This window comes from Streptomyces sp. 7N604, assembly GCF_052245475.1.
Classification (GTDB): Bacteria; Actinomycetota; Actinomycetes; order Streptomycetales; family Streptomycetaceae; genus Streptomyces.
In genome coordinates this window covers 1-19446 of the sequence record NZ_JBQQBX010000026.1, presented here as the reverse complement: position 1 = coordinate 19446, position 19446 = coordinate 1, and the positions used below count along the sequence as shown (strand labels likewise).

General features: G+C 72.1%; 20 protein-coding genes. 11 read left to right on the top strand and 9 right to left on the bottom strand.

The window, feature by feature from the left end; all coding sequences use genetic code 11:
• The first annotated feature begins 62 nt into the window (after positions 1-62).
• Both ACTWP8_RS26655 and ACTWP8_RS26650 read left to right on the top strand, forming a co-directional pair.
• Positions 63-1880, top strand: a complete 1818-nt coding sequence (locus ACTWP8_RS26655; protein WP_443324748.1) for a sensor histidine kinase — start codon at positions 63-65, stop codon at positions 1878-1880.
• Between the two features lie 29 nt (positions 1881-1909).
• Complete coding sequence (locus tag ACTWP8_RS26650) at positions 1910-2563, top strand: response regulator (RefSeq protein ID WP_443316169.1); 654 nt, start codon at positions 1910-1912, stop codon at positions 2561-2563.
• A 154-nt stretch (positions 2564-2717) separates the two neighbouring features.
• Here the strand turns inward: ACTWP8_RS26650 and ACTWP8_RS26645 are convergent, their stop codons facing one another.
• The gene (locus tag ACTWP8_RS26645; protein WP_443324653.1) at positions 2718-3368 is read right to left on the bottom strand and encodes an FMN-dependent NADH-azoreductase; all 651 of its coding nucleotides are present in this window, start codon (positions 3366-3368) and stop codon (positions 2718-2720) included.
• Positions 3369-3475: 107 nt separating this feature from the next.
• Between ACTWP8_RS26645 and ACTWP8_RS26640 the strand changes: the two genes are divergently transcribed.
• The 4 genes from ACTWP8_RS26640 (at position 3476) to ACTWP8_RS26625 (ending at position 7200) form a co-directional block, all read left to right on the top strand.
• Positions 3476-3847, top strand: coding sequence for a winged helix-turn-helix transcriptional regulator (locus ACTWP8_RS26640; protein WP_443324652.1), 372 nt, complete (start codon positions 3476-3478; stop codon positions 3845-3847).
• Positions 3848-4018: 171 nt separating this feature from the next.
• A complete protein-coding gene (locus tag ACTWP8_RS26635; protein WP_443324651.1) occupies positions 4019-5611 on the top strand; it encodes a DUF2252 domain-containing protein in 1593 nt (530 codons plus the stop codon).
• A 348-nt stretch (positions 5612-5959) separates the two neighbouring features.
• Positions 5960-6772 (top strand): J domain-containing protein, encoded by an 813-nt coding sequence (locus tag ACTWP8_RS26630; RefSeq protein WP_443324747.1) that lies wholly within the window; start codon positions 5960-5962, stop codon positions 6770-6772.
• A gap of 83 nt (positions 6773-6855) precedes the next feature.
• Positions 6856-7200: a rhodanese-like domain-containing protein gene (locus ACTWP8_RS26625; RefSeq protein WP_443324650.1), complete on the top strand. Its 345-nt coding sequence runs from the start codon at positions 6856-6858 to the stop codon at positions 7198-7200.
• 60 nt (positions 7201-7260) lie between these two features.
• On the opposite strand, the gene ACTWP8_RS26620 is transcribed toward ACTWP8_RS26625, so the two are convergent.
• The 6 genes from ACTWP8_RS26620 to paaA form a co-directional block, all read right to left on the bottom strand.
• The gene (locus ACTWP8_RS26620) at positions 7261-8409 is read right to left on the bottom strand and encodes an acyl-CoA dehydrogenase family protein (protein WP_443324649.1); all 1149 of its coding nucleotides are present in this window, start codon (positions 8407-8409) and stop codon (positions 7261-7263) included.
• Between the two features lie 118 nt (positions 8410-8527).
• Positions 8528-9637: a 1,2-phenylacetyl-CoA epoxidase subunit PaaE gene (gene paaE / locus ACTWP8_RS26615; RefSeq protein WP_443324648.1), complete on the bottom strand. Its 1110-nt coding sequence runs from the start codon at positions 9635-9637 to the stop codon at positions 8528-8530.
• The gene (gene paaD, locus ACTWP8_RS26610; RefSeq protein ID WP_443324647.1) at positions 9638-10165 is read right to left on the bottom strand and encodes a 1,2-phenylacetyl-CoA epoxidase subunit PaaD; all 528 of its coding nucleotides are present in this window, start codon (positions 10163-10165) and stop codon (positions 9638-9640) included.
• Complete coding sequence (gene paaC, locus ACTWP8_RS26605; protein WP_443324646.1) at positions 10159-10860, bottom strand: 1,2-phenylacetyl-CoA epoxidase subunit PaaC; 702 nt, start codon at positions 10858-10860, stop codon at positions 10159-10161. Before paaC ends, paaD begins: the two co-directional genes overlap by 7 nt.
• Entirely contained in the window at positions 10857-11165 is a 309-nt protein-coding gene (gene paaB / locus ACTWP8_RS26600) for a 1,2-phenylacetyl-CoA epoxidase subunit PaaB (RefSeq protein ID WP_443316178.1), read from the bottom strand. The genes paaC and paaB overlap by 4 nt, the downstream gene beginning before the upstream one ends.
• Positions 11162-12106 (bottom strand): 1,2-phenylacetyl-CoA epoxidase subunit PaaA, encoded by a 945-nt coding sequence (gene paaA / locus ACTWP8_RS26595; protein WP_443324746.1) that lies wholly within the window; start codon positions 12104-12106, stop codon positions 11162-11164. Before paaA ends, paaB begins: the two co-directional genes overlap by 4 nt.
• A gap of 208 nt (positions 12107-12314) precedes the next feature.
• Here paaA and ACTWP8_RS26590 point away from each other — a divergent pair, with 208 nt between their 5' ends.
• The 3 genes from ACTWP8_RS26590 to ACTWP8_RS26580 are packed head-to-tail and all read left to right on the top strand — an operon-like array spanning position 12315 to position 14910.
• Complete coding sequence (locus ACTWP8_RS26590) at positions 12315-12992, top strand: DUF5819 family protein (protein WP_443324645.1); 678 nt, start codon at positions 12315-12317, stop codon at positions 12990-12992.
• Positions 12989-14209 (top strand): HTTM domain-containing protein, encoded by a 1221-nt coding sequence (locus tag ACTWP8_RS26585; protein WP_443324644.1) that lies wholly within the window; start codon positions 12989-12991, stop codon positions 14207-14209. Before ACTWP8_RS26590 ends, ACTWP8_RS26585 begins: the two co-directional genes overlap by 4 nt.
• Positions 14206-14910: a TrmH family RNA methyltransferase gene (locus ACTWP8_RS26580; protein ID WP_443324643.1), complete on the top strand. Its 705-nt coding sequence runs from the start codon at positions 14206-14208 to the stop codon at positions 14908-14910. Before ACTWP8_RS26585 ends, ACTWP8_RS26580 begins: the two co-directional genes overlap by 4 nt.
• A gap of 33 nt (positions 14911-14943) precedes the next feature.
• On the opposite strand, the gene paaN is transcribed toward ACTWP8_RS26580, so the two are convergent.
• Positions 14944-16626, bottom strand: a complete 1683-nt coding sequence (paaN, locus tag ACTWP8_RS26575; RefSeq protein WP_443324642.1) for a phenylacetic acid degradation protein PaaN — start codon at positions 16624-16626, stop codon at positions 14944-14946.
• A 123-nt stretch (positions 16627-16749) separates the two neighbouring features.
• Here paaN and ACTWP8_RS26570 point away from each other — a divergent pair, with 123 nt between their 5' ends.
• A complete protein-coding gene (locus ACTWP8_RS26570; protein WP_443324641.1) occupies positions 16750-18273 on the top strand; it encodes a 3-hydroxyacyl-CoA dehydrogenase in 1524 nt (507 codons plus the stop codon).
• Positions 18270-18890: a TetR/AcrR family transcriptional regulator gene (locus ACTWP8_RS26565; protein WP_443324640.1), complete on the top strand. Its 621-nt coding sequence runs from the start codon at positions 18270-18272 to the stop codon at positions 18888-18890. The genes ACTWP8_RS26570 and ACTWP8_RS26565 overlap by 4 nt, the downstream gene beginning before the upstream one ends.
• A gap of 12 nt (positions 18891-18902) precedes the next feature.
• Here ACTWP8_RS26565 and ACTWP8_RS26560 read toward each other — a convergent pair whose 3' ends face one another.
• Positions 18903-19313, bottom strand: coding sequence for a VOC family protein (locus ACTWP8_RS26560; protein WP_443324639.1), 411 nt, complete (start codon positions 19311-19313; stop codon positions 18903-18905).
• Positions 19314-19446: the final 133 nt, after the last annotated feature.

The following is a 19446-nucleotide window of genomic DNA, read 5'->3' as shown; positions in this document are numbered from 1 at the left end:
ATGGGGGCGCGACGAAGGGGGAGTGCGCCGGTGGGCGGGCGCTGCCTAGCGTGTGCCGCGTGATGGCGAGCGAGAGGGCACGCGCCGTGTGGAGCCGCCTGGTCGTACCGGGGGCGTGGCCGCGGCGGCGGATCGTCGGTGAAGTGGTGCTGTCCCTGGCCCTGGCGCTGCTCGCGGCCGGTCTTGAGAGCGTGACCAGCGGCGGCGGACTGCGAGTTCTCGCGACTGCGGTGGCGGTGGGGCTGCTGTCGCCGCTGCGGCGCGTACTGCCGGCGACCGTGTTGGTTGTCACAGGCGCGGCGGCCGGTGGGCTCGGCGGGTTCGCGCCGCTGCTGATCGTCGCGGGCTGGTCGGCCGGGCGCGGCATCGCGTCGAGGGGGCGGGCGGTCGGGTCGTTCAGCGCCGCCATGGTCCTGCACGCGGCGCTCAGCGCGTACACCGAGGCCCCGGCCCTCTCCCCGGTCGCGACACTGATCTTCTCCACCGTCTTCTTCCTGGCCACGACCGTCGTGCCGGGCCTGGCGAGTCGCTACTGGAGGCAGCGCCGCAGGCTGCTGGACGCGCTCCGGGAGCACAACGCCCAGCTGCTGCGCGAGCGCGCGATGATCGCCGGTCAGGCGCGGATGCGGGAGCGCCAGCGGATCGCGCAGGACATGCACGACAGCCTTGGTCACCAGCTGGCCCTGATCGCCGTGCACACGGGTGCCCTGGAGGTCGACCCCGAGCTGACCGAGCGGCAGCGCGAGGCGGTGGGTGTGCTGCGGGATGCCTCGGTGGCCGCGATGCACGAGCTGCGCGAGGTCGTGGGCATCCTGCGGGACGGCACGCCGGAGCCGCAGCCCGTGGAGGGCGCGCAGCCCGCCTCGCGGGGTGCGGTGGGCATCGAAGCGCTCGTGGAGGCGTCGCGGGCCGTGGGCGCGGCGGTGGAGCTGCTGCGCTCGGGCGAGCCGCGGCCGCTGGCACCGGCGGCCGACCACGCGGCGTACCGCATCGCCCAGGAAGGTCTGACGAACGCTCACAAGTACGCGGCGGGGGCGCGGATCACGGTGGGGCTGCGCTACGAGCCGGACTCGCTGGTCGTGGAGGTCGCCAACGGGCCGGTGCCCGTGCCGGCCGCGGGCGCGGGACAGGCCGGGAACGGCGCGGCGGTGCGCGGCGGCCAGGGCCTCGTCGGGCTGCGCGAGCGGGCCCGGCTGATCGGGGGGATGGTGCACGCGGGGCCGACGGGCGACGGGGGGTTCCGGGTGGCGGGCGTGCTGCCGTACGGGCCGGATGGGGGCGGTGGCGGGCGCGGTGGCGGGGGTGCCGGCCCTGGTGGTGCGCCGAGTGGGGGCGAAGGCGGTGCGGCGGGCCGGGACGTGGGCGGTGCGGCGAGTGGGGTGGCCGGTGTGGCCGATCCCACGCTCTTCGTGGACGGGGCGGACGACTTTTGGACGCGGGGCGAGGGGGCCGTGCTCGGCGACTCGTACGCGGGCGGCCCGTACGCCGAAGGGGCGGGCCTGGTGGCGAAGAGCTCGCGGGGCCGGAACCTGGCCCTCGGCTGCGCGATTCTCTCGGGGATCGCGCTGGTGATGGTTGCACTGGTCGTCTGGGGCTTCGCCCTCGTCGTGGGGGAAGCCGACGAGAGCATGATCGACCCCTCGGTCTACGAGTCGGTGCGCATCGGCGACCCCGAGGCGGAGGTGCGGGACAAGCTGCCCAAGGGTTCGTTCATGACCGGGGGGCTGCACGAGAAGGGCCCGGCGAAGCCCGAGGGCGCCGCCTGCCTGACCCTGATGTCGACCGAGACGCCGAAGAACTGGGATACCCAACCGGCCTTCCGCTTCTGCTTCCGGGACGGGAAGCTGATCGAGAAGCGGTCATTCGCGGTCAGGGAGTAGTAGGCGGGTGCGAGGCGGGTGGGGGAGTCGTGATCAGGGTTCTCGTCGCGGACGACGAACCGCTCATACGGGCGGGCATCAGGATGATCCTCACCTCGGCCGAGGACATCTCCGTGGTCGCGGAGGCGGCGAACGGCCGTGAGGCGCTCGAGCTGGCCCGGTCCCATTCGGTCGATGTCGCCCTGCTCGACATCCAGATGCCGGTGATGGACGGGCTGTCGGCGCTCGCCGAGCTGCGCGCCGCCGCCCCTGCCGTACGGGCCCTCATCCTCACCACCTTCGGTGAGAGGGAGAACGTGCTGCGCGCCCTGAGCAGTGGCGGCGCGGGCTTTCTGCTGAAGGACTCCGCGCCGGGTGAACTGATCAGCGCGGTACGGGCCGCGGCGGGCGGCGACGCGTATCTCTCGCCGGGGGCCACCCGGCACGTGGTCGACTCGCTGGCCTCGGGGCGGGCGGCGGCGCGGGGCGAGGAGGCCCGGCGGCGGCTCGAGGTGCTGACCGCGCGGGAGCTGGAGGTGCTCGCGCTGCTCGGCGAGGGGCTCTCGAACGCGGACGCGGGCGAGCGAATCCATATGAGCGAGGCGACGGTGAAGACGTACGTCAGCCGGATCCTCGCGAAGCTCGGGTGCGGGAACCGGGTGCAGGCGGCGCTGCTGGCGCGGGACGCCGGGCTCGGGGAGTAGACCCGGGCCCGGCGTCCTGTGCGGCCGCCGCCTGGTCAGCGGTCGTCGGCGGTCGCTGGCGCACGGCAGCGGACGTCAGCGGACGTCAGCGGACGTCGGCCGTCGTCAGCGGACGGCAGCGGATGGCAGCGACGGTTGCGCCAACGGCGATTCCTCAGGCCGCGAGGCGGGTGGCGAGGGCCTTGGCCTTCTGCACCGCGTCTTCGTGGGCCTTGGCGCGGGAGGCATCGGCCAGGTCGACGAGGTCCGCCATCGCCGGGGTCGCCCTGGCCATGGTCAGCTCCGGGACGATGAAGTCGACCTCGAGGCCGAGCAGGCCGTTCAGCACCTTCTCCAGGTAGGTCTGCACGAACTCGAAGTCCTCACGCGGAGTGCCCGGCGCGTACGAGCCGCCGCGGCTGGCCACCACGGTCACCGGCTTGCCTGCGGCGGACTGGGTGTCACCGGCGGTCCGCCCCATGATGACCACGTGGTCCAGCCAGGCCTTGAGGCTGGACGGGATCGTGAAGTTGTACATCGGGGCGCCGATGAGGACGGCGTCGGTCTGCTCCAGCTCCTCGGCGAGGGTTGTGCGCAGGGCGAAGGCGGCCTGCTGCTCGGGGGTGTGCTCGGAAGGGTCCGAGAAGCCCGCGGAGATGGCGACGGCGTCGATGTGCGGGATCGGGTCGGCGGCGAGGTCGCGGTAGATGACCTTGCCGGTCGGGTGCTGCTCCTCCCAGGCCTTGCGGAAGGTGGCGGTGACGTCACGCGAGGCGGAGCCGTCCTGGGGGAGGGCGGACGAGTCGAGGTGAAGAAGTGTGGGCATCGGGGACCTCCGACAAAGAATCCGGGTTGCATTCCGTACGTAGCTAGTTTTAACACAGCCACTAACTTTTCTGCAGCAGATGACCGGAGCCCAGTACCCTGGTGGGCATGGACGGTGGGGTGGACCACAGCGAGCAGGCGTGCAAGGAAGTCGATGCGGGCATGACCCGCGTCTTCCAGCTCCTCGGAAAGCGCTGGACCGGACTGATCGTGTCCGTGCTGCTGCAGCGCGCGGTGCACTTCGTCGAGCTGCGCCGGGCGATCCCCGGTATCAGCGAGCGCATGCTCTCGGACCGGCTGACGGAGCTGGGCGCGGCGGGGCTGGTCGTTCGGGAAGTGGACGAGGGGCCGCCGCTGCGGGTGGCCTACCGGCTGACCGAGGCGGGGCGGGCACTGGAGCCCGCGCTCAAGGAACTCGGGCGGTGGGCGGAGCAGTATCTGCCGGACGGGGGCCAGTGCCCGAAGAACCTCCGCGGCTAGCCCGGGAGGGCGGGGTGAAGCCGGGCCGGGGTTGGGGAGGTCGACCGGTCCGGGGGTGGGGCAAAGCCGGTCCTGCAGTGTGGTGAAGCCGGTGCGGGAGTGGGGAAGGCCGGTCCGGAATGGGGGGCGTTGGGGGACCGGTTGGGGGACCGGGGGAGTTATCCACAGGGCATGCGGCCCCGCGGCGAGCGAGGGTACGGTCATGGCCAGTCGTTGTCGGGACGGAACGGGGGGCTGATCGTGTCGACGGACGGGCAGGGCGTGGAGGGGCGAGGCACGGAGGAGCAGGGCGCGGAGGGGCAGGGCGCGGAGGGGCAGGGCGTGGTGGCCGACGAGCGGATTCCGTACGTGGCGGGGTTCGCGCAGTGGTCCGAGGCGTCGGCTGCGCCGAAGCAGCGGGGGAAGGCCCTGCGGGCGCGGGTGCCGCGTGCCGCGCACGCCGAACCGCCGTCGGACGCCGGGCGGCCGGACGCGGTGGCGGCGGTCGAGGAGTCCAGCGCCGGGCGGCTGCCGGAGCTCGCTCCTATACGCGTGGGCCGGATGGCCGCGACCCCCTTCGCCTTCCTCCGCGGATCGGCCGGGCTGATGGCCTACGACCTCGCGGGGACGCCCATCACGGGGATCGGTGCGCAGATATGCGGGGACGTGCACGCGGCGAACTTTGGGCTCTACGGCGACGCCCGCGGCAGCCTCGTCATCGACATCAACGATTTCGACGAGACGGTGCACGGGCCGTGGGAGTGGGACCTGAAGCGGCTCGTGGCCTCGCTCGTGCTGGCGGGCCGCGAGGCCGGGGCCGACGAGGACACCTGCCGCGCCGCGGCCCACGACGCCACGGGGGCGTACCGGCGGACGATGCGGCTGCTGGCGAAGCTGCCTGCGATGGACGCATGGAACGCGATCGCGGACGAGGAGCTCGTCTCGCACACCGACGCGCACGACCTGGTCGGCACGCTGGAGCGGGTCGCGGAGAAGGCGCGGCGGAACACGAGCGGGCGGTTCGCGGCGCGGGCGACGGAGCTCGTGCCGGACGGCGAGGGCGGCGGGGCGGGCGGCGGCGGTGCCGGGGGCGGAGCCCCGCGGCGGCGCTTCACGGACGCACCGCCGGTTCTGCGGAGGGTGCCGGACGTCGAGGCCGCGGCGGTGGCGAAGGCGTTGGGGGGCTATCTCGAGACGCTTCCTGAGGACCGCCTGCCCCTGCTCGCGCGGTACGCCGTGCAGGATGTCGCCTTCCGGCTCGTCGGCACGGGCAGCGTGGGCCTGAGGTCGTACGTGGTGCTGCTGCTGGACCACCGGGGCGAGCCGCTGGTGCTGCAGGTGAAGGAGGCCCGGCCATCGGCTCTGCTGCCGCACGTGGCGAAGGCGGGCTTCGAGATACCGGATGCCGGGCACGAGGGGCGTCGGGTGGTGCTCGGACAGAAGCGGATGCAGGTGGTGAGCGACATCCTGCTGGGCTGGACCAGCGTCGAGGGACGGCCGTATCAGGTGCGGCAGTTCCGGAACCGCAAGGGCAGCGTGGACCCGGCGGCGCTGACCGCCGACCAGATCGACGACTACGGGCGGATGACCGGCGCTCTCCTGGCGCGGGCCCACGCGCACAGCGCGGACCCGAGGCTGGTCGCGGGCTACTGCGGTAAGGGGGAGGAGTTGGACGACGCGATGGCAGCCTTCGCGGTGGCGTACGCGGACCGTACGGAAGCGGACCACGCGGAGCTGGTGGCCGCGGTGCGGAGCGGCCGCATAGCGGCTGAGCTCGGGGTCTGACCGGCGAGCTGCAGCCGGTGCGGTCGGTGGCTGAGCCCCGATGAGCGCCCAGGTCGGGTGCGGGGCGGCGGTCGGCCACGTGCCAATCGGACTGGGGGCGCGGGTGGCCGACCGGGACGGCGGGTGGCCGGCTCGTGAGGCGGGTGTCGGGGACAGCCGGGTGGCCGGGCTCCGGAGGCGGGTGTCGCGGACGGCCCGGCGGCGGGGCTCGGCAGGCGTGTAGCCGGGCCGGACTGCGGTGGCCGGGACGGGCGGGCGCGGGTGTCGTTGCCCTGCCCGTAGGCTGGCCGGGTGACTAATCCGGAAGCCGAGACGAACCCGGGAGCCGAGCAGGCGGGAGCCGACCAGATGGGCGGGGAGGGGGTGGGGGCGGGGGCCCCAGAGGAACCCCGGCCGGAAGCCCGCCTTGAGCAGGCGGTGCGCGCCGCCGAGCAGGCCCTGATCGAGTTCGAGATCGCCGTCGAGACCTTCCGGGTCGAGGTCGAGAACTTCTCCCGGCTGCACCACCAGCGGCTGGGCCCGATGTACTCGCGGCTCGACGAGCTGGACGCGCAGATCGCGGAGGCCGTCGCGGCCCGGACCGGCGACCCCGAGGACATCCGCAAGGCCCGCGAGGCCCGCGGGCTGGTGCTGCCGATGCCGCGGGTGGAGGAGCTGTTCCATGGCTGGATCGACTCGGAAGGCCTGTCGCCGGAGGCTACGGCGATGCTCACCGAGCGTCCGGTGCGGCCGCCGCAGCGCGTGCGGCCGAGTGAGGAAGCCCGCCGTGTCTACCGCGAGCTGGTCCGCCAGGCCCACCCGGATCTGGCGCGCGACGACGCGGAGCGGGAGCGGCGCAGCGCGTTCATCGTGCGGGTGAACGAGGCGTACGCCCGCGGGGACGAGGAAGTGCTGCGCGAACTGGCCGACGAGTGGGCTGCCGGGCCGCGGCCCGATGAGCGGCCGCTGAGCCGGAGCGAGGAGCTGTACGCCCGGCTGGAGTGGCTGGCCGAGCGCAAGGAACTGCTGGCCGCGGTCGCTGCCGAGCTGGAAGCCAGCGCGATCGGGGCCATGCTCAAGATGGCGCCGGAGGATCCGGACGGGCTGCTCGAGGAGATCGCCGAGCAGCTGCTGGCGCAGGTCGCCGAGCGGGAGGCCCGGCTGGCGGAGCTGGTTGGGTAGCGCTGGTTGGGTAACGTGCGAGGGACGGCCCCGCCGCCCTTCCGGGCACGGGCCGTGCCCGGAAAGAGACTGAGAGGCTGACCATGCACTTCGCCCAGCTGCCCGCGGTGGACGCCGCGTCGGTGCCGTCCGACGGCTTCCTGCTGGACGTCCGCGAGAACGACGAGTGGGCCGCCGGCCACGCCGAAGGCGCCCTGCACCTGCCGATGAGCGAGCTCGTGGCCCGGTACGGCGAGCTGACCGAGGCCGTCGCCGACGGCCGCCGGGTGCATGTGGTGTGCCGGGTCGGCGGCAGGTCGGCGCAGGTCGCGCAGTACCTCATCGGGCAGGGGCTCGACGCGGTGAACGTGGACGGCGGCATGCTCGCCTGGGAGGCCGCGGGTCGTCCGCTGGTCGCTGACAGCGGCGAGCAGGCTTTCGTCCTCTGACGCTCTCGTCCTCTGACGCTTTCGTCCCCTGACGCGTTCCGGCGTTGCCCGCGCCCGGCGTCAGCCGAGGGGGTGGGCGGCCAGCAGGTCGCCCAGGGCCTCCTCGTGGGCGGCGGCCGGTCCGAGTGACAGCTCCAGCTGCTTGGCCCAGGCGTGGTAGCGGTGCAGCGGATAGTCGACGTCCGCGCCGAAGCCGCCGTGCAGGTGCTGTGCGGTCTGCACCACCCGGCGTGCGCCCTCCGAGGCCCAGATCTTGGCGACGGCCACGTCGGCGGCGGGCGGGAGCGCGCCCGCGGTGCCGGTGGCGCTCTGTGCGGCGGTGAGCCGCCAGGCGGCCTGCCAGAGGGTGGCCTCCATGGCCCGCAGGTCGATGTAACGGTCGGCGGCCTGGACGGCGACGGCCTGGAACGTGGCCACCGGGTGGCCGAACTGCTCACGCTTGCTGGTGTATTCGCCGGTCATGCCGAGTACGCCCTCCCCCAGGCCGAGCGCGAGCGCGCAGGTCCCGGTGGCGAGCAGATGGCGTAGCCACTCCCACGCCCCGTCGGCGGTGAGCACATCGCGGCCGGCGAGCCGTACGGCTTCGAGGCGGACTTCGGCGTACCGCTCGCCGCTGGTGGACACCTGGTCGGCGAGGGTGACCCCGTCGTGGAGCCGGGGGACGAGCGCGAGTACGGTGCGGCCGTCGCCCGTGCGGGCGGGGATCACGAGGAGATCGGCGGACTGCGCCCAGGGCACGGCCGTCTGCGTGCCGTCCAGGGCCCAGCCGTCGCCGTCCTGCCGGGCGTCGACGGCGAGTTCGGCCGGGTCGTGGCCGGTGCGGCCGTTGGCGGCGACGGTCAGGACGAGTTCGCCGCGGCCGACCTGCGGGAGCAGGTCGTCGCACAGCTCCGCAGGGGCGTACGTCCGCAGGGCGAGGGCCGCGGCGCCGGTCTCCAGCAGCGGGACGCGGGCCAGCACCTTGGCCGACTCGCGCAGTACGAGGCACAGCGCGATGGGGTCGAGCCCTGCCCCGCCGTGCCGGGGGTCCAGCACCAGGCTCAGCAGGTCGGCCTGGGCGAGCTTGCGCCACAGCTGCCGGTCGAAGTCCTCGGCGACCGCCCCGGGGGTCAGCGCCGGGCTGGGCACTCCGTCGGGTGCGACTCCGGAGAAGACCGCCTTCGCCGCTTCGACGGCCGCCTGTTGCTCCTCGGTGAAGGTGAAGTCCACTGCCTGTCCTCCCGCGCGCCCGGCACATACTTCTGACGAGGCGTCAAGGTAGAACAGGTTTCAGGAATAGGGAATGGTGCCGCCGGAACCAGTCCGGTACCCGGCGGATCCGGCCTGGTCAGCGGTCGAAGTCCAGCTCCACCTGCTCGGTGACGGGATGAGACTGGCAGGCCAGTACGTACCCCGCGCCGACCTCGTCGGCCTCCAGGGCGAAGTTCCGGTCCATCCGCACCTCGCCCGAGACGAGAAAGGCCCGGCAGGTTCCGCACACCCCGCCCTTGCAGGCGTAGGGGGCGTCGGCGCGGTTGCGCAGCACCGCCTCCAGCAGCGATTCGCCGTCCTGTACGGGCCAGCTTCCGGAGCGGCCGTCCAGCGTCGCGGTCACGGTGGCGTGCGCCGGGGCGGCGACGCGGGCGGGTGCCGTCGAGGCGCCGTCGTCCACATGGAAGATCTCCTGGTGCACGCGGCCGCGCGGTACGCCGAGGGCGCGCAGCGCCCGCTCGGCGCCCTGCACCAGCCCGTATGGTCCGCACAGGAACCAGCCGTCGACCGCCTCGACCGGCAGCAGCGCGGGCAGCAGTCCGGTGAGCCGGTCCTCGTCCAGCCGCCCGGAGGGCAGTCCGGTCTGCTGTTCCTCGCGGGAGAGGACATGCACCAGCTGGAGCCGGTCGGGGTAGCGGTCCTTGAGGTCGGCCACCTCCTCGAGGAACATCGTCGAGGCGGCGGTGCGGTCGCTGCGTATCAGGCAGAAGCGGGCTTCCGGCTCGCGCGCCAGCAGCGTCGAGACGATCGACAGCACGGGGGTGATGCCGCTGCCGCCGACCACGCCGACGAAGTGTCCCGGCCTCGGCTCGAGTACGAACCGACCGGCTGGTGCCATCACCTCGACGGTGTCGCCGACCGTCAGCTTCTTGAGCGCGAAGGTCGAGAACTCCCCGCCCTCGACCAGCCGTACGCCGACCCGCAGGGTCTCCGGCCCTTCCGGGTCCAGGGCCGGCCCGCAGATGGAGTAGGTGCGGCGGATCTCCGCGCCGCCTCCGGCCCGGCGCAGCGCCAGATGCTGCCCTGGCGTGTAGCGGTAGGTCTCGCGCAGCTCGGGCGGCACCGCGAAGGTGACGACGACCGAGTCGTCGGTCAGCCGGTCCACCGCCGCCACCCGCAGCGAATGGAACGCGCCGTGGCGGGCGGCCGGAGCGGAACGGGCCGTCTCGGTCGCGGGGCGGGCCATCTACAACTCCTTGAAGTGGTCGAATGGTTCGCGGCACGACTCGCAGCGGCGCAGCGCCTTGCACGCGGTGGAGGAGAAGCGGCTCAGCAGCGTGGTGTCGGTCGATCCGCAGTGCGGGCAGCGGACCGACAGCTGGACCATGACCGGCCCGCTGCCGCCGCCCGGGCGGGGCGGTGCGATTCCGGACTCCTCGAGCTTGCGGCGGCCTTCGGCGCTGATGGCGTCGGTGGTCCATGGCGGGGAGAGGACGGTACGGACCGCGACCTCGGGTATGCCGTACTCGTGCAGCACCCGCTCGATGTCGGCCGACATCGACTCGACCGCCGGGCATCCGGTGTAGGTCGGGGTCAGTTCGACCTCGACCCGGCCGGGGCCGACGACCTGCAGGCCGCGCAGCACGCCCAGCTCCTCCAGCGTGACGACCGGCAGCTCCGGGTCCGGCACCGAGCCGGCCAGCTTGCGGAGTTCCTCTTCGAGGGCGGTCGTGGCAGCCGTGTCACGGGCCTCTGTGTCGCTGGTGGTCACCATGTCGCCCCCGGGTGGCTGCGGTGCAGATGCTGCATCTCGGCGAGCATCCGGCCGAACGGTTCGGTGTGCAGACCCTGGCGGCCCGCGCCCGCCGTCCAGGCACCGCTCTGCGGCCCGCGGGGCAGGGCCAGGGTGGCCCGCTCCAGGATGGCCGTCACGGACGCCAGCCAGCGCTGACGCAGTGCGTCCCAGTCCACGGCCACGCCGTCGACGGGTTCGAAGAGCTCGCCCGTGTATCGCCACAGCGCGTCGAGGCCGCGCTGCATCCGGTCGTGGCTCTCCGGCGTGCCGTCGCCCAGCCGCAGCGTCCAGTGCTCGGCGTGGTCCCGGTGGTACGCGACCTCCTTGACGGCCTTGCGCGCGAGCGGTGTGAAGTCGCTCTCGCCGCCCGCCAGTTGCCCGTAGAGCAGCTCCTGGTAGGTCGAGAAGTAGAGCTGGCGGGCGATGGTGTGCGCGAAGTCGCCGTTCGGCTGCTCGACCAGCTGGACGTTGCGGAATGCGCGCTCTTCGCGGAGATACGCCAGCTCGTCCTCGTCGCCCGCCATCGACAGCAGTACCCGGGCCTGGCCCAGCAGATCCAGCGCGATGTTGGCGAGCGCCACATCCTCCTCGAGCACCGGCGCATGCCCGGCCCACTCCCCCAGCCGGTGCGAGAGCACCAGCGCGTCGTCGCCCAGGGCGAGTGCGGCCGTCACAGGTGCTTCACCCCTTCCGGGATCTCGTAGAACGTCGGGTGCCGGTAGGGCTTGTCGGCGGCCGGCTCGAAGAACGGGTCCTTCTCGTCGGGCGAGGAGGCGGTGATCGCCGAGGACGGCACCACCCAGATCGAGACGCCCTCCGACCTGCGGGTGTAGAGGTCGCGGGCGTTGCGCAGCGCCATCTCGGCGTCCGGCGCGTGCAGGCTCCCCGCGTGGGTGTGCGACAGGCCGCGGCGGCTGCGCACGAACACCTCCCACAGCGGCCAGTCGGCCGCCCCACCGGTACCGCTCGTCGCGCTCATTCCTTCCCCTCCCCGTGCTTGGCGGCGTAGGCCGCAGCTGCCTCGCGCACCCAGGCGCCTTCCTCGTGCGCCCGCCGGCGCTGGGTGATCCGGTCCTCGTTGCAGGGGCCGTTGCCCCGCAGCACCTCGCGGAACTCATCCCAGTCGATGGCCCCGAAGTCGTAGTGCCCCCGCTCCTCGTTCCACTTCAGGTCCGGGTCGGGGAGGGTGAGACCGAGGGTTTCCGCCTGCGGGACGCAGATGTCGACGAAGCGCTGCCGCAGTTCGTCGTTGGAGTGCCGCTTGATCTTCCAGGCCATGGACTGGGCGGAGTGCGAGGACTGGTCGTCGGGCGGGCCGAACATCATCAGTGAGGGCCACCACCAGCGGTCCACCGCGTCCTGCGCCATCGCGTGCTGCGCTTGGGTGCCGCGGCTCAGGGTGAGCAGCAGTTCGTACCCCTGCCGCTGGTGGAAGGACTCCTCCTTGCAGATCCGGATCATCGCGCGGGCGTAGGGGCCGTAGGAGCAGCGGCAGAGCGGCACCTGGTTGGTGATGGCCGCGCCGTCCACGAGCCAGCCGATGGCGCCGACGTCGGCCCAGGTCAGCGTGGGGTAGTTGAAGATCGAGGAGTACTTCTGGCGGCCGGAGTGCAGCTTGTCGAGCAGTTCGTCCCGCCCTGTGCCCAGGGTTTCCGCCGCGCTGTAGAGATACAGCCCGTGTCCGGCCTCGTCCTGCACCTTGGCCATCAGGATCGCCTTGCGCCGCAGCGAGGGGGCGCGGGTGATCCAGTTCGCCTCCGGCTGCATGCCGATGATCTCGGAGTGGGCGTGCTGCGCCATCTGCCGCACCAGCGTCGCGCGGTATTCGTCCGGCATCCAGTCGCGCGGCTCGATCCGCTCGTCCGCGGCCACCGCGGCGTCGAACTCCGCCGCATACGCGCCCGCGCTCCCGGACTCCATCACCGTGGTCACCAGGCGCCCCTCTCCGTCGATGAGCCCGACTCCCCGCCGATCAATCGACCAGCCGACCGACCGACCGATCGTTCGGTTCAATGGTGCTGTGGCGGCTCGTAGGGTGTCAAGGCTGTGGATAACTCCATGAGCGCTGTGCCGGGCGGGGCGCTCTGAGTACCGTTCCCCGGAGATCCGGGGACGCGGGAGGGCGGGTATGGAGAGGGACGAGGACGAAACAGCGGCGGCGCCGAGCGGCGTAGCCGCACTCTCGCTGCCCTCGCGAATAGTGATAGCGGTGGCGGTCGCGGTCGTGGCCGTCGCCGCCGCCGTGCACGTGTCGATGGTCTTTCTGCACGTCGCCCCCTCCAACACGATCACCAAGCGGCACGGCGCGGCGGTCGACGAGTACGTCTATCCGGAGTTCGAGCAGAACTGGAAGCTGTTCGCTCCCAACCCACTCCAGCAGAACATCGCCGTACAGGCCCGCGCCGAGGTCCGTACGGCGGACGGCGGGATCGCGACCACGGAGTGGACCGACCTGTCCGCCCAGGACGGCGCCGGGATTCGCCACAACCCCCTGCCCAGCCACACGCAGCAGAACGAGCTGCGCCGGGCCTGGGACTTCTTCACCGGCTCGCACGACGCCGAGAACAGGCCGGACGGCCTGCGCGGCCAGCTCTCCGAGCGCTACATCCGGCGGATCGTGATGGACCGGTTCGGCTCGGAGGAGAACGGCGGCAGGGTCGAGCGGATCCAGGTGCGCTCGGCCACCACCCCTGTCACCCCGCCCCCGTGGAGCGACGAGAAGATCGACACCAGGACCGTGCATCGCGTACTCCCGTGGTGGACGGTCGCCGCCGCTGACCTCCCCGAGGGAGCCGACAGCCCGTGACGCCGAACCTCACCGTCCGCCGGACCGAGCGCGGGCTCGCGCGCGGCATCGCCCGTGTCACCGGCAGCGCCCTCGGCCCCTACCAGACCGCCGTGGTCCGGATCGGCTTCTCCTTCACCTGGCTGTTCTTCCTGCTGCGCGAATGGCCGCACCGCCACGAGCTGTACGGGCCCGACGGCCCGTGGAGCTGGGATCTGGCCCGGCAGATGATCGACGGGAACGGCGCCTTCACCGTGCTCATGTGGTCCGACGGGCGACTGTGGTTCGAGTCCGTCTACGCCTTCTCGCTCGCCGCGAGCGCCCTTCTCATGCTCGGCTGGCGCACCCGCACCATGTCCGTGCTCTTCATGGCCGGGGTCCTGTCGCTGCAGAACCGCAGCATCTTCATGGGCGACGGCGGCGACAACGTCGTCCACCTCATGGCGATCTATCTCGTCCTCACGCGCTGTGGCCAGGTGTGGTCGCTGGACGCGCGGCGGCGGCGCAGGAGGGAGCAGGAGGGAGCCCTTGAGCCGGGGCGGGACCCCGCGGGCATCGCCCTGTGGTCGGTCCTCGGCGCCGTTCTCGCCGCTGCCACCCTCCTGGACCGGCTGAGCTGGGGATGGGCGCTGGCCTTCTGGGGGCTGTGGATCATCCATGCCCTGCGGTGGGCGGTGCGCCGGTACGCGCGCGTGGAGTCGGCGGTCGGGCGGGAGACGGCGACCATGCTGGATGTCATCGCCAACCTGGCCCACAACGGCGCCCTGCTGGTGATCATGGCAGAGGTGTGCCTGATCTACGCGACCGCCGGCTGGTACAAGATCCAGGGCTCGCGCTGGCAGGACGGCACGGCGGCCTTCTACCCGGTCAACCTGGACTACTTCGCGCCCTGGCCCCTGGTCTCCGACCTCGTGGGCAGCAGCGGCGTGCTGGTGATGCTCATCACCTACGGCACGGTGATCGTCCAGGTCGCGTTCCCGTTCACGCTCATGAATCGGCTGGTCAAGAACGCGCTGCTGGCCGTGATGATGCTCGAGCATCTGGCGTTCGCCGTGGCCCTGGGCCTGCCGTTCTTCTCCCTGGCCATGATCGCCGCGGACGCGGTTTTCCTGCCGACCGGCTTTCTGCGCCGGGTCGGTGGCCTGGCCGCCCGCCTGCGCCTCCGCCGGTCGTCCCGCGCGGACTCGGAGCCCGAGGGACGCGGCAGCGCGGAACCCGACCGTACCCTCGTCGGGTGAGCACCGTGAGCAGCCTCAGCAGCCCCGGCCGTGCCGGTGCCGGGGACACCGAGGCCATCCAGTACGACGACGGCTACACGCCTGCTGAGGTCGGCGTCGGGCCGCACCCCCGGCCGTGGCCGACCGGCGATCACTACGACCCCGAGCTGCTCGCGCACGGCGACCGGCGCAATGTCGTCGACCGCTACCGCTACTGGAAGCGCGAGGCGATCGTCGCCGACCTCGACACCCGCCGTCACGACTTCCATGTGGCGGTGGAGAACTGGGGCCACGACTTCAACATCGGCTCCGTCGTACGCACCGCCAACGCCTTCCTGGCCAAGGAGGTCCACATCGTGGGGCGGCGCCGCTGGAACCGGCGCGGCGCCATGGTCACCGACCGGTACCAGCACGTGCGCCACCACCCGGACACGGCCGGCCTGACCGCCTGGGCGGCCGCCGAGGGGCTGCCGGTCATCGGGATCGACAACCTCCCCGGGGCCGTCCCGCTGGAGACCACCGAACTGCCGCGCCGCTGCGTGCTGCTGTTCGGGCAGGAGGGACCCGGCCTGACCGAGGAGGCCAGGAAACACGCGGCCCTGGTGTGCTCGATCGCCCAGTTCGGCTCGACCCGCTCGATCAACGCGGGCGCGGCGGCCGCCATCGCGATGCACGCCTGGATCAGCCGCCACGCCCGCGTGGAGACCCCGGAAGTGCTGTAGCCGGGATCCGGATCCGCAGCCACGCCTGTGCGTCTACGCGGGCCGTCGCACCTCGACCGTGCGGAAGCGGTTCGCCACGAACGCCCCGTCGCACAGCGCCGCATTCGCCGCCGGGTTGCCGCCCGAGCCGTGGAAGTCCGAGAACGCCGCGGTCTGGTTGACGTAGACCCCGCCGGTCAGGTTCAGCGACAGCTGGGCGCACTCCTCCCAGCACGCCTCCTCGACCAGCCGCTCGATCTCGGGCGAGCTCGTGTACGCGCCGACGGTCATCGCGCCCTTCTCCCGGACAGTGCGGCGCAGCAGCTCCACCGCATCGGCCGTCGAGTCCACGGCCACCGCGAAGGACACCGGCCCGAAGCACTCCGCCAGGCAGGCCGCCTCGTCGTCCGGCTTGGCTCCGTCCAGCTTGACGATCACTGGCGTACGGACGGTGGCGTCCGGGAAGTCCGGGTGCCGCACCGCGCGCGAGGGGAGCGCGACCTTCCCGAGGCCGGGCGCCGCCTCGATGCGCTCCCGCACCTGCGGGTTGACGATCGCGCCCAGCAGCGCGTTCGCCCGCGCGTCGTCGCCCAGCAGGCCCTGCACCGCGCCCGCCAGGTCGGTGACGACCTCGTCGTACGACTTGTGGCCCGCGTCCGTGCCGATCCCCTCCCGCGGGATCAGGAGGTTCTGTGGGGTCGTGCACATCTGGCCGCTGTAGAGCGACAGCGAGAAGGCGAGGTTGCCCAGCATCCCCTTGTAGTCATCGGTGGAGTCGATGACGACGGTGTTCACCCCGGCCTTCTCGGTGAACACCTGCGCCTGGCGGGCGTTGGCCTCCAGCCAGTCGCCGAAGGCGGTCGAGCCGGTGTAGTCGATGATCCGGACCTCGGGACGCACGGCCAGCGCCTTGGCCAGGCCCTCGCCGGGCCGCTCCGCGGCCAGCGCCATCAGATTGGGGTCGAATCCCGCGTCTGCCAGCACCTCGCGGGCGACGGCGACGGTCAGCGCCAGCGGCAGCACAGCCCGCGGATGCGGCTTGACCAGCACCGCGTTACCGGTGGCCAGGGATGCGAACAGACCGGGGTAGCCGTTCCAGGTGGGGAAGGTGTTGCAGCCGATCAGGAGCGAGATGCCGCGGGGCACGGCGGTGAACTGCTTGTGGAGGTTGAGCGGGTCCCGCTTGCCCTGCGGCTTGGACCAGTCCGCCGCGTCAGGGGTGCGGACCTGCTCGACGTACGCGTACGCCACCGCCTCCAGGCCGCGGTCCTGGGCGTGCGTCCCGCCGGCCTGGAAGGCCATCATGAACGCCTGCCCGCTGGTGTGCATGACCGCATGGGCGAACTCGTGGGTGCGCGCGTTGATCCGGGACAGGATCTCCAGGCACACCATGGCCCGTGCCTCGGGCCCGGCCTCCCGCCACGCGGGCATCGCCGCGCGCATGGCCGGGAGCAGCACATCGGCGTCCGGGTGCGGATACTCCACGCCCAGCTCCAGGCCGTAGGGGGACACCTCGTCGCCCACCCAGGCGTCGGTGCCCGGCTGGTCGAGGTCGAGCCGCTTGCCGCGCAGGGCGTCGAAGGCGGCCTGTCCGTCACCGGCGGCGCTCTCCCCGTAAGCCTTCGGGTGCTCCGGGTGCGGTGACCAGTACGCGCGCGTGCGGATGGCCTCGAGCGCCTGGTCGAGCGTCGGGCGGTGCTTCTCGATCAGCTGGACAGCGGTGAGATCGGCGGCCATGACTGACCAACTCCTCGTTGAGCTGGGCCGGAAAAGGGCAACAGGGTTAGAGTAACCGAACGATCGGTCGGGACAAGGGGGCCTGTCGAGCCTGTGGACAACGTGTACGAGAGGATCTCGGCCATGACGGCAATCGACCGGACGGGAACCGTCGGCGTCGTCGGCACCGGGACCATGGGCCAGGGAATCGCCCAGGTCGCGCTGCTCGCAGGACACCCGGTGAGGCTCTATGACGTCGCCCCCGGCCGGGCCGGGGCGGCCGCCGACGCCGTCTTGGCGCGGCTCGACCGGCTGGTGGAGAAGGGCCGGATCACACCCGCGGAGCGCGAAGCGGCCTACGCCCGCCTCGATCCGGTCGGGGACATCGCCGGCCTCGCGGACGCGCAGCTCGTCGTCGAGGCGATCCTCGAGGATCTGGTCGCAAAGCAGCAGCTGTTCACGGCGCTCGAGACGGTCGTCTCCGGCGACTGCCTGCTCGCCACCAACACCTCGTCGCTGTCCGTCACGGCGATAGCCGGCGCGCTGCGCCGCCCGGGACGCGTCGTCGGGCTGCACTTCTTCAACCCCGCGCCGCTCCTCCCTCTCGTGGAGGTGGTGAGCGGCTCCGCCACCGACGAGGCCGCGGCCACGCGCGCGTACGACACGGCCGCCGCCTGGGGCAAGACGCCCGTCCGCTGCGCCGACACCCCCGGGTTCATCGTCAACCGCCTCGCCCGGCCCTTCTACGCCGAGGCCTTCCGGCTCCATGAGGAGCGGGCGGCCGATCCCGCCACGATCGACGCGGTGCTGCGCGAGTGCGGCGGCTTCAGGATGGGACCGTTCGAGCTGACGGACCTCATCGGTCAGGACGTGAACGAGGCGGTCACCCGCTCCGTGTGGGAGGCCTTCTTCCAGGACCCGAAGTTCACGCCGTCCATGGCCCAGCGGCGCCTCGTCGAGGCCGGGCGGCACGGTCGCAAGTCGGGGCGCGGGTGGTTCGGCTACGGCGAGGGGGCGCAGAAGCCGGAGCCGCACACCGCGGAGCAGTGCAAGGCCCCGGACACGGTCAGGATCCACGCCGGCCTGGGACCGGCCGCGGTCCTGCGGGAGATGATCACCGAGGCGGGCATCGAGGTCACGGGCGACGGGGCGCCGGAGCCTTCCAGGGGCTTCATCGCCCTGCCCGACGGCACCCGGCTCACGCTGACCGACGGCTCGGCCGCCACGACCGATCCGGCCGGCAACTGCATCCGCTTCGACCTCGCGCTGGACTACCGCACCGCGACCCGTATCGCGCTGGCGTCCTCGGACACCGTCCGCCCCGCGGCCCTGCAGTCGGCGATCGGCCTCTTCCAGGCGCTGGGCAAGCAGGTCAGCGTGATCGACGACGTCCCGGGCATGATCGTCGCCCGCACTGTCGCGATGCTCGTGGACTTCGCCGTCGACGCGGTCGGCCGCGGCGTGGCCGGTCCACAGGACATCGACACCGCGATGCGGCTCGGTGTGAACTACCCGCGGGGCCCGCTGGAGTGGGGGGACGAACTGGGCGCCCCATGGGTACGTGATGTCCTGCGGAACCTCCACGGCGCATATGGCGCGCCCCGCTATGCGCCCTCCCCGCTCCTGTGCCGCCGTGCGGCGGCCGACGAGAGGCTGCTTTCATCATGACCATGATCAAGCGCGACACCTATACGCCCGAGTCGCTGCTCGCGGTCGCCGTCGAGGTCTTCAACGAGCGTGGCTACGACGGCACCTCCATGGAGCACCTCTCCCGCGCCGCGGGGATCTCCAAGTCGTCCATCTACCACCACGTCCGCGGCAAGGAAGAGCTGCTGCGACTCGCCATATCCCGTGCCCTGGACGGGCTGTTCGGGATCCTTCAGGAGCCGGAGGCCACGGAGGGGCGGGCCATCGACCGGCTCGAGCACGTGACGCGGCGCACGGCGGAGGTGCTGATGGCGGAGCTGCCGTACGTGACGCTGCTGCTGCGGGTGCGCGGGAACACCGACACCGAGCGGTCGGCCATGGCGCGCCGCCGCGAGTTCGACCAGCAGGTCGCCGAGCTGCTCAAGCAGGCCGCGGCGGACGGGGACCTGCGGGACGACGTCGACGTACGGCTCGCCACGCGGCTGCTCTTCGGAATGATCAACTCGATCGTGGAGTGGTACCGCCCGCACGGCGGCCACGCGGGCCACGCCGACGGCGAGGAAGTGGCGGAGGCGGTCGTGCGGATGGCCTTCGCGGGTCTGCGCACCACCCGAGGAGCCGTACGGCAAGGCGGTTGAAGGTGAGGGTGCTCAGCCCTGTTCCTGCATCGCGGACGGATCCATGGAGAAGATCTCCCAGAGGTGGCCGTCAGGGTCCTGGAAGGTCCGCCCGTACATGGGGCTCTGGTCGTCGGTCTCCCTCGAAGGCTGCGCGCCGGCCGCGAAGGCCTTGTCGGCCAGCTCGTCGACCCGCTCCCGGCTCTCGACGCCCAGCGCCACGATGGCCTCCGTGCTTTTCCTGGCGTCGGCGATCTCCTTGCCGGTGAAGGTCTTGAAGAACGGCTCCGTGAGCAGCATGGCGTAGATGTCGTCGCTGATCACCAGGCATGCCGCACGGTCATCGGTGAACTGCGGATCGAACGAGAAGCCGGTCCTGGTGAAGAAGTCCTTCGACTTGGCGAGATCCTTCACGGGGAGGTTGACGAAGATCTTCGTGGACATCAGGGGTCCTTAAGAATGTTGGCGGTCCGGGAGGACCGGGTGTGGCTGATCAGGGGTTGCCGTTGATGGCTCTAGGAGAATGGCCGCCCGGTCCTCCGGGACGCTCCGACTGCTGATTGAGAGCTGCGGGCAT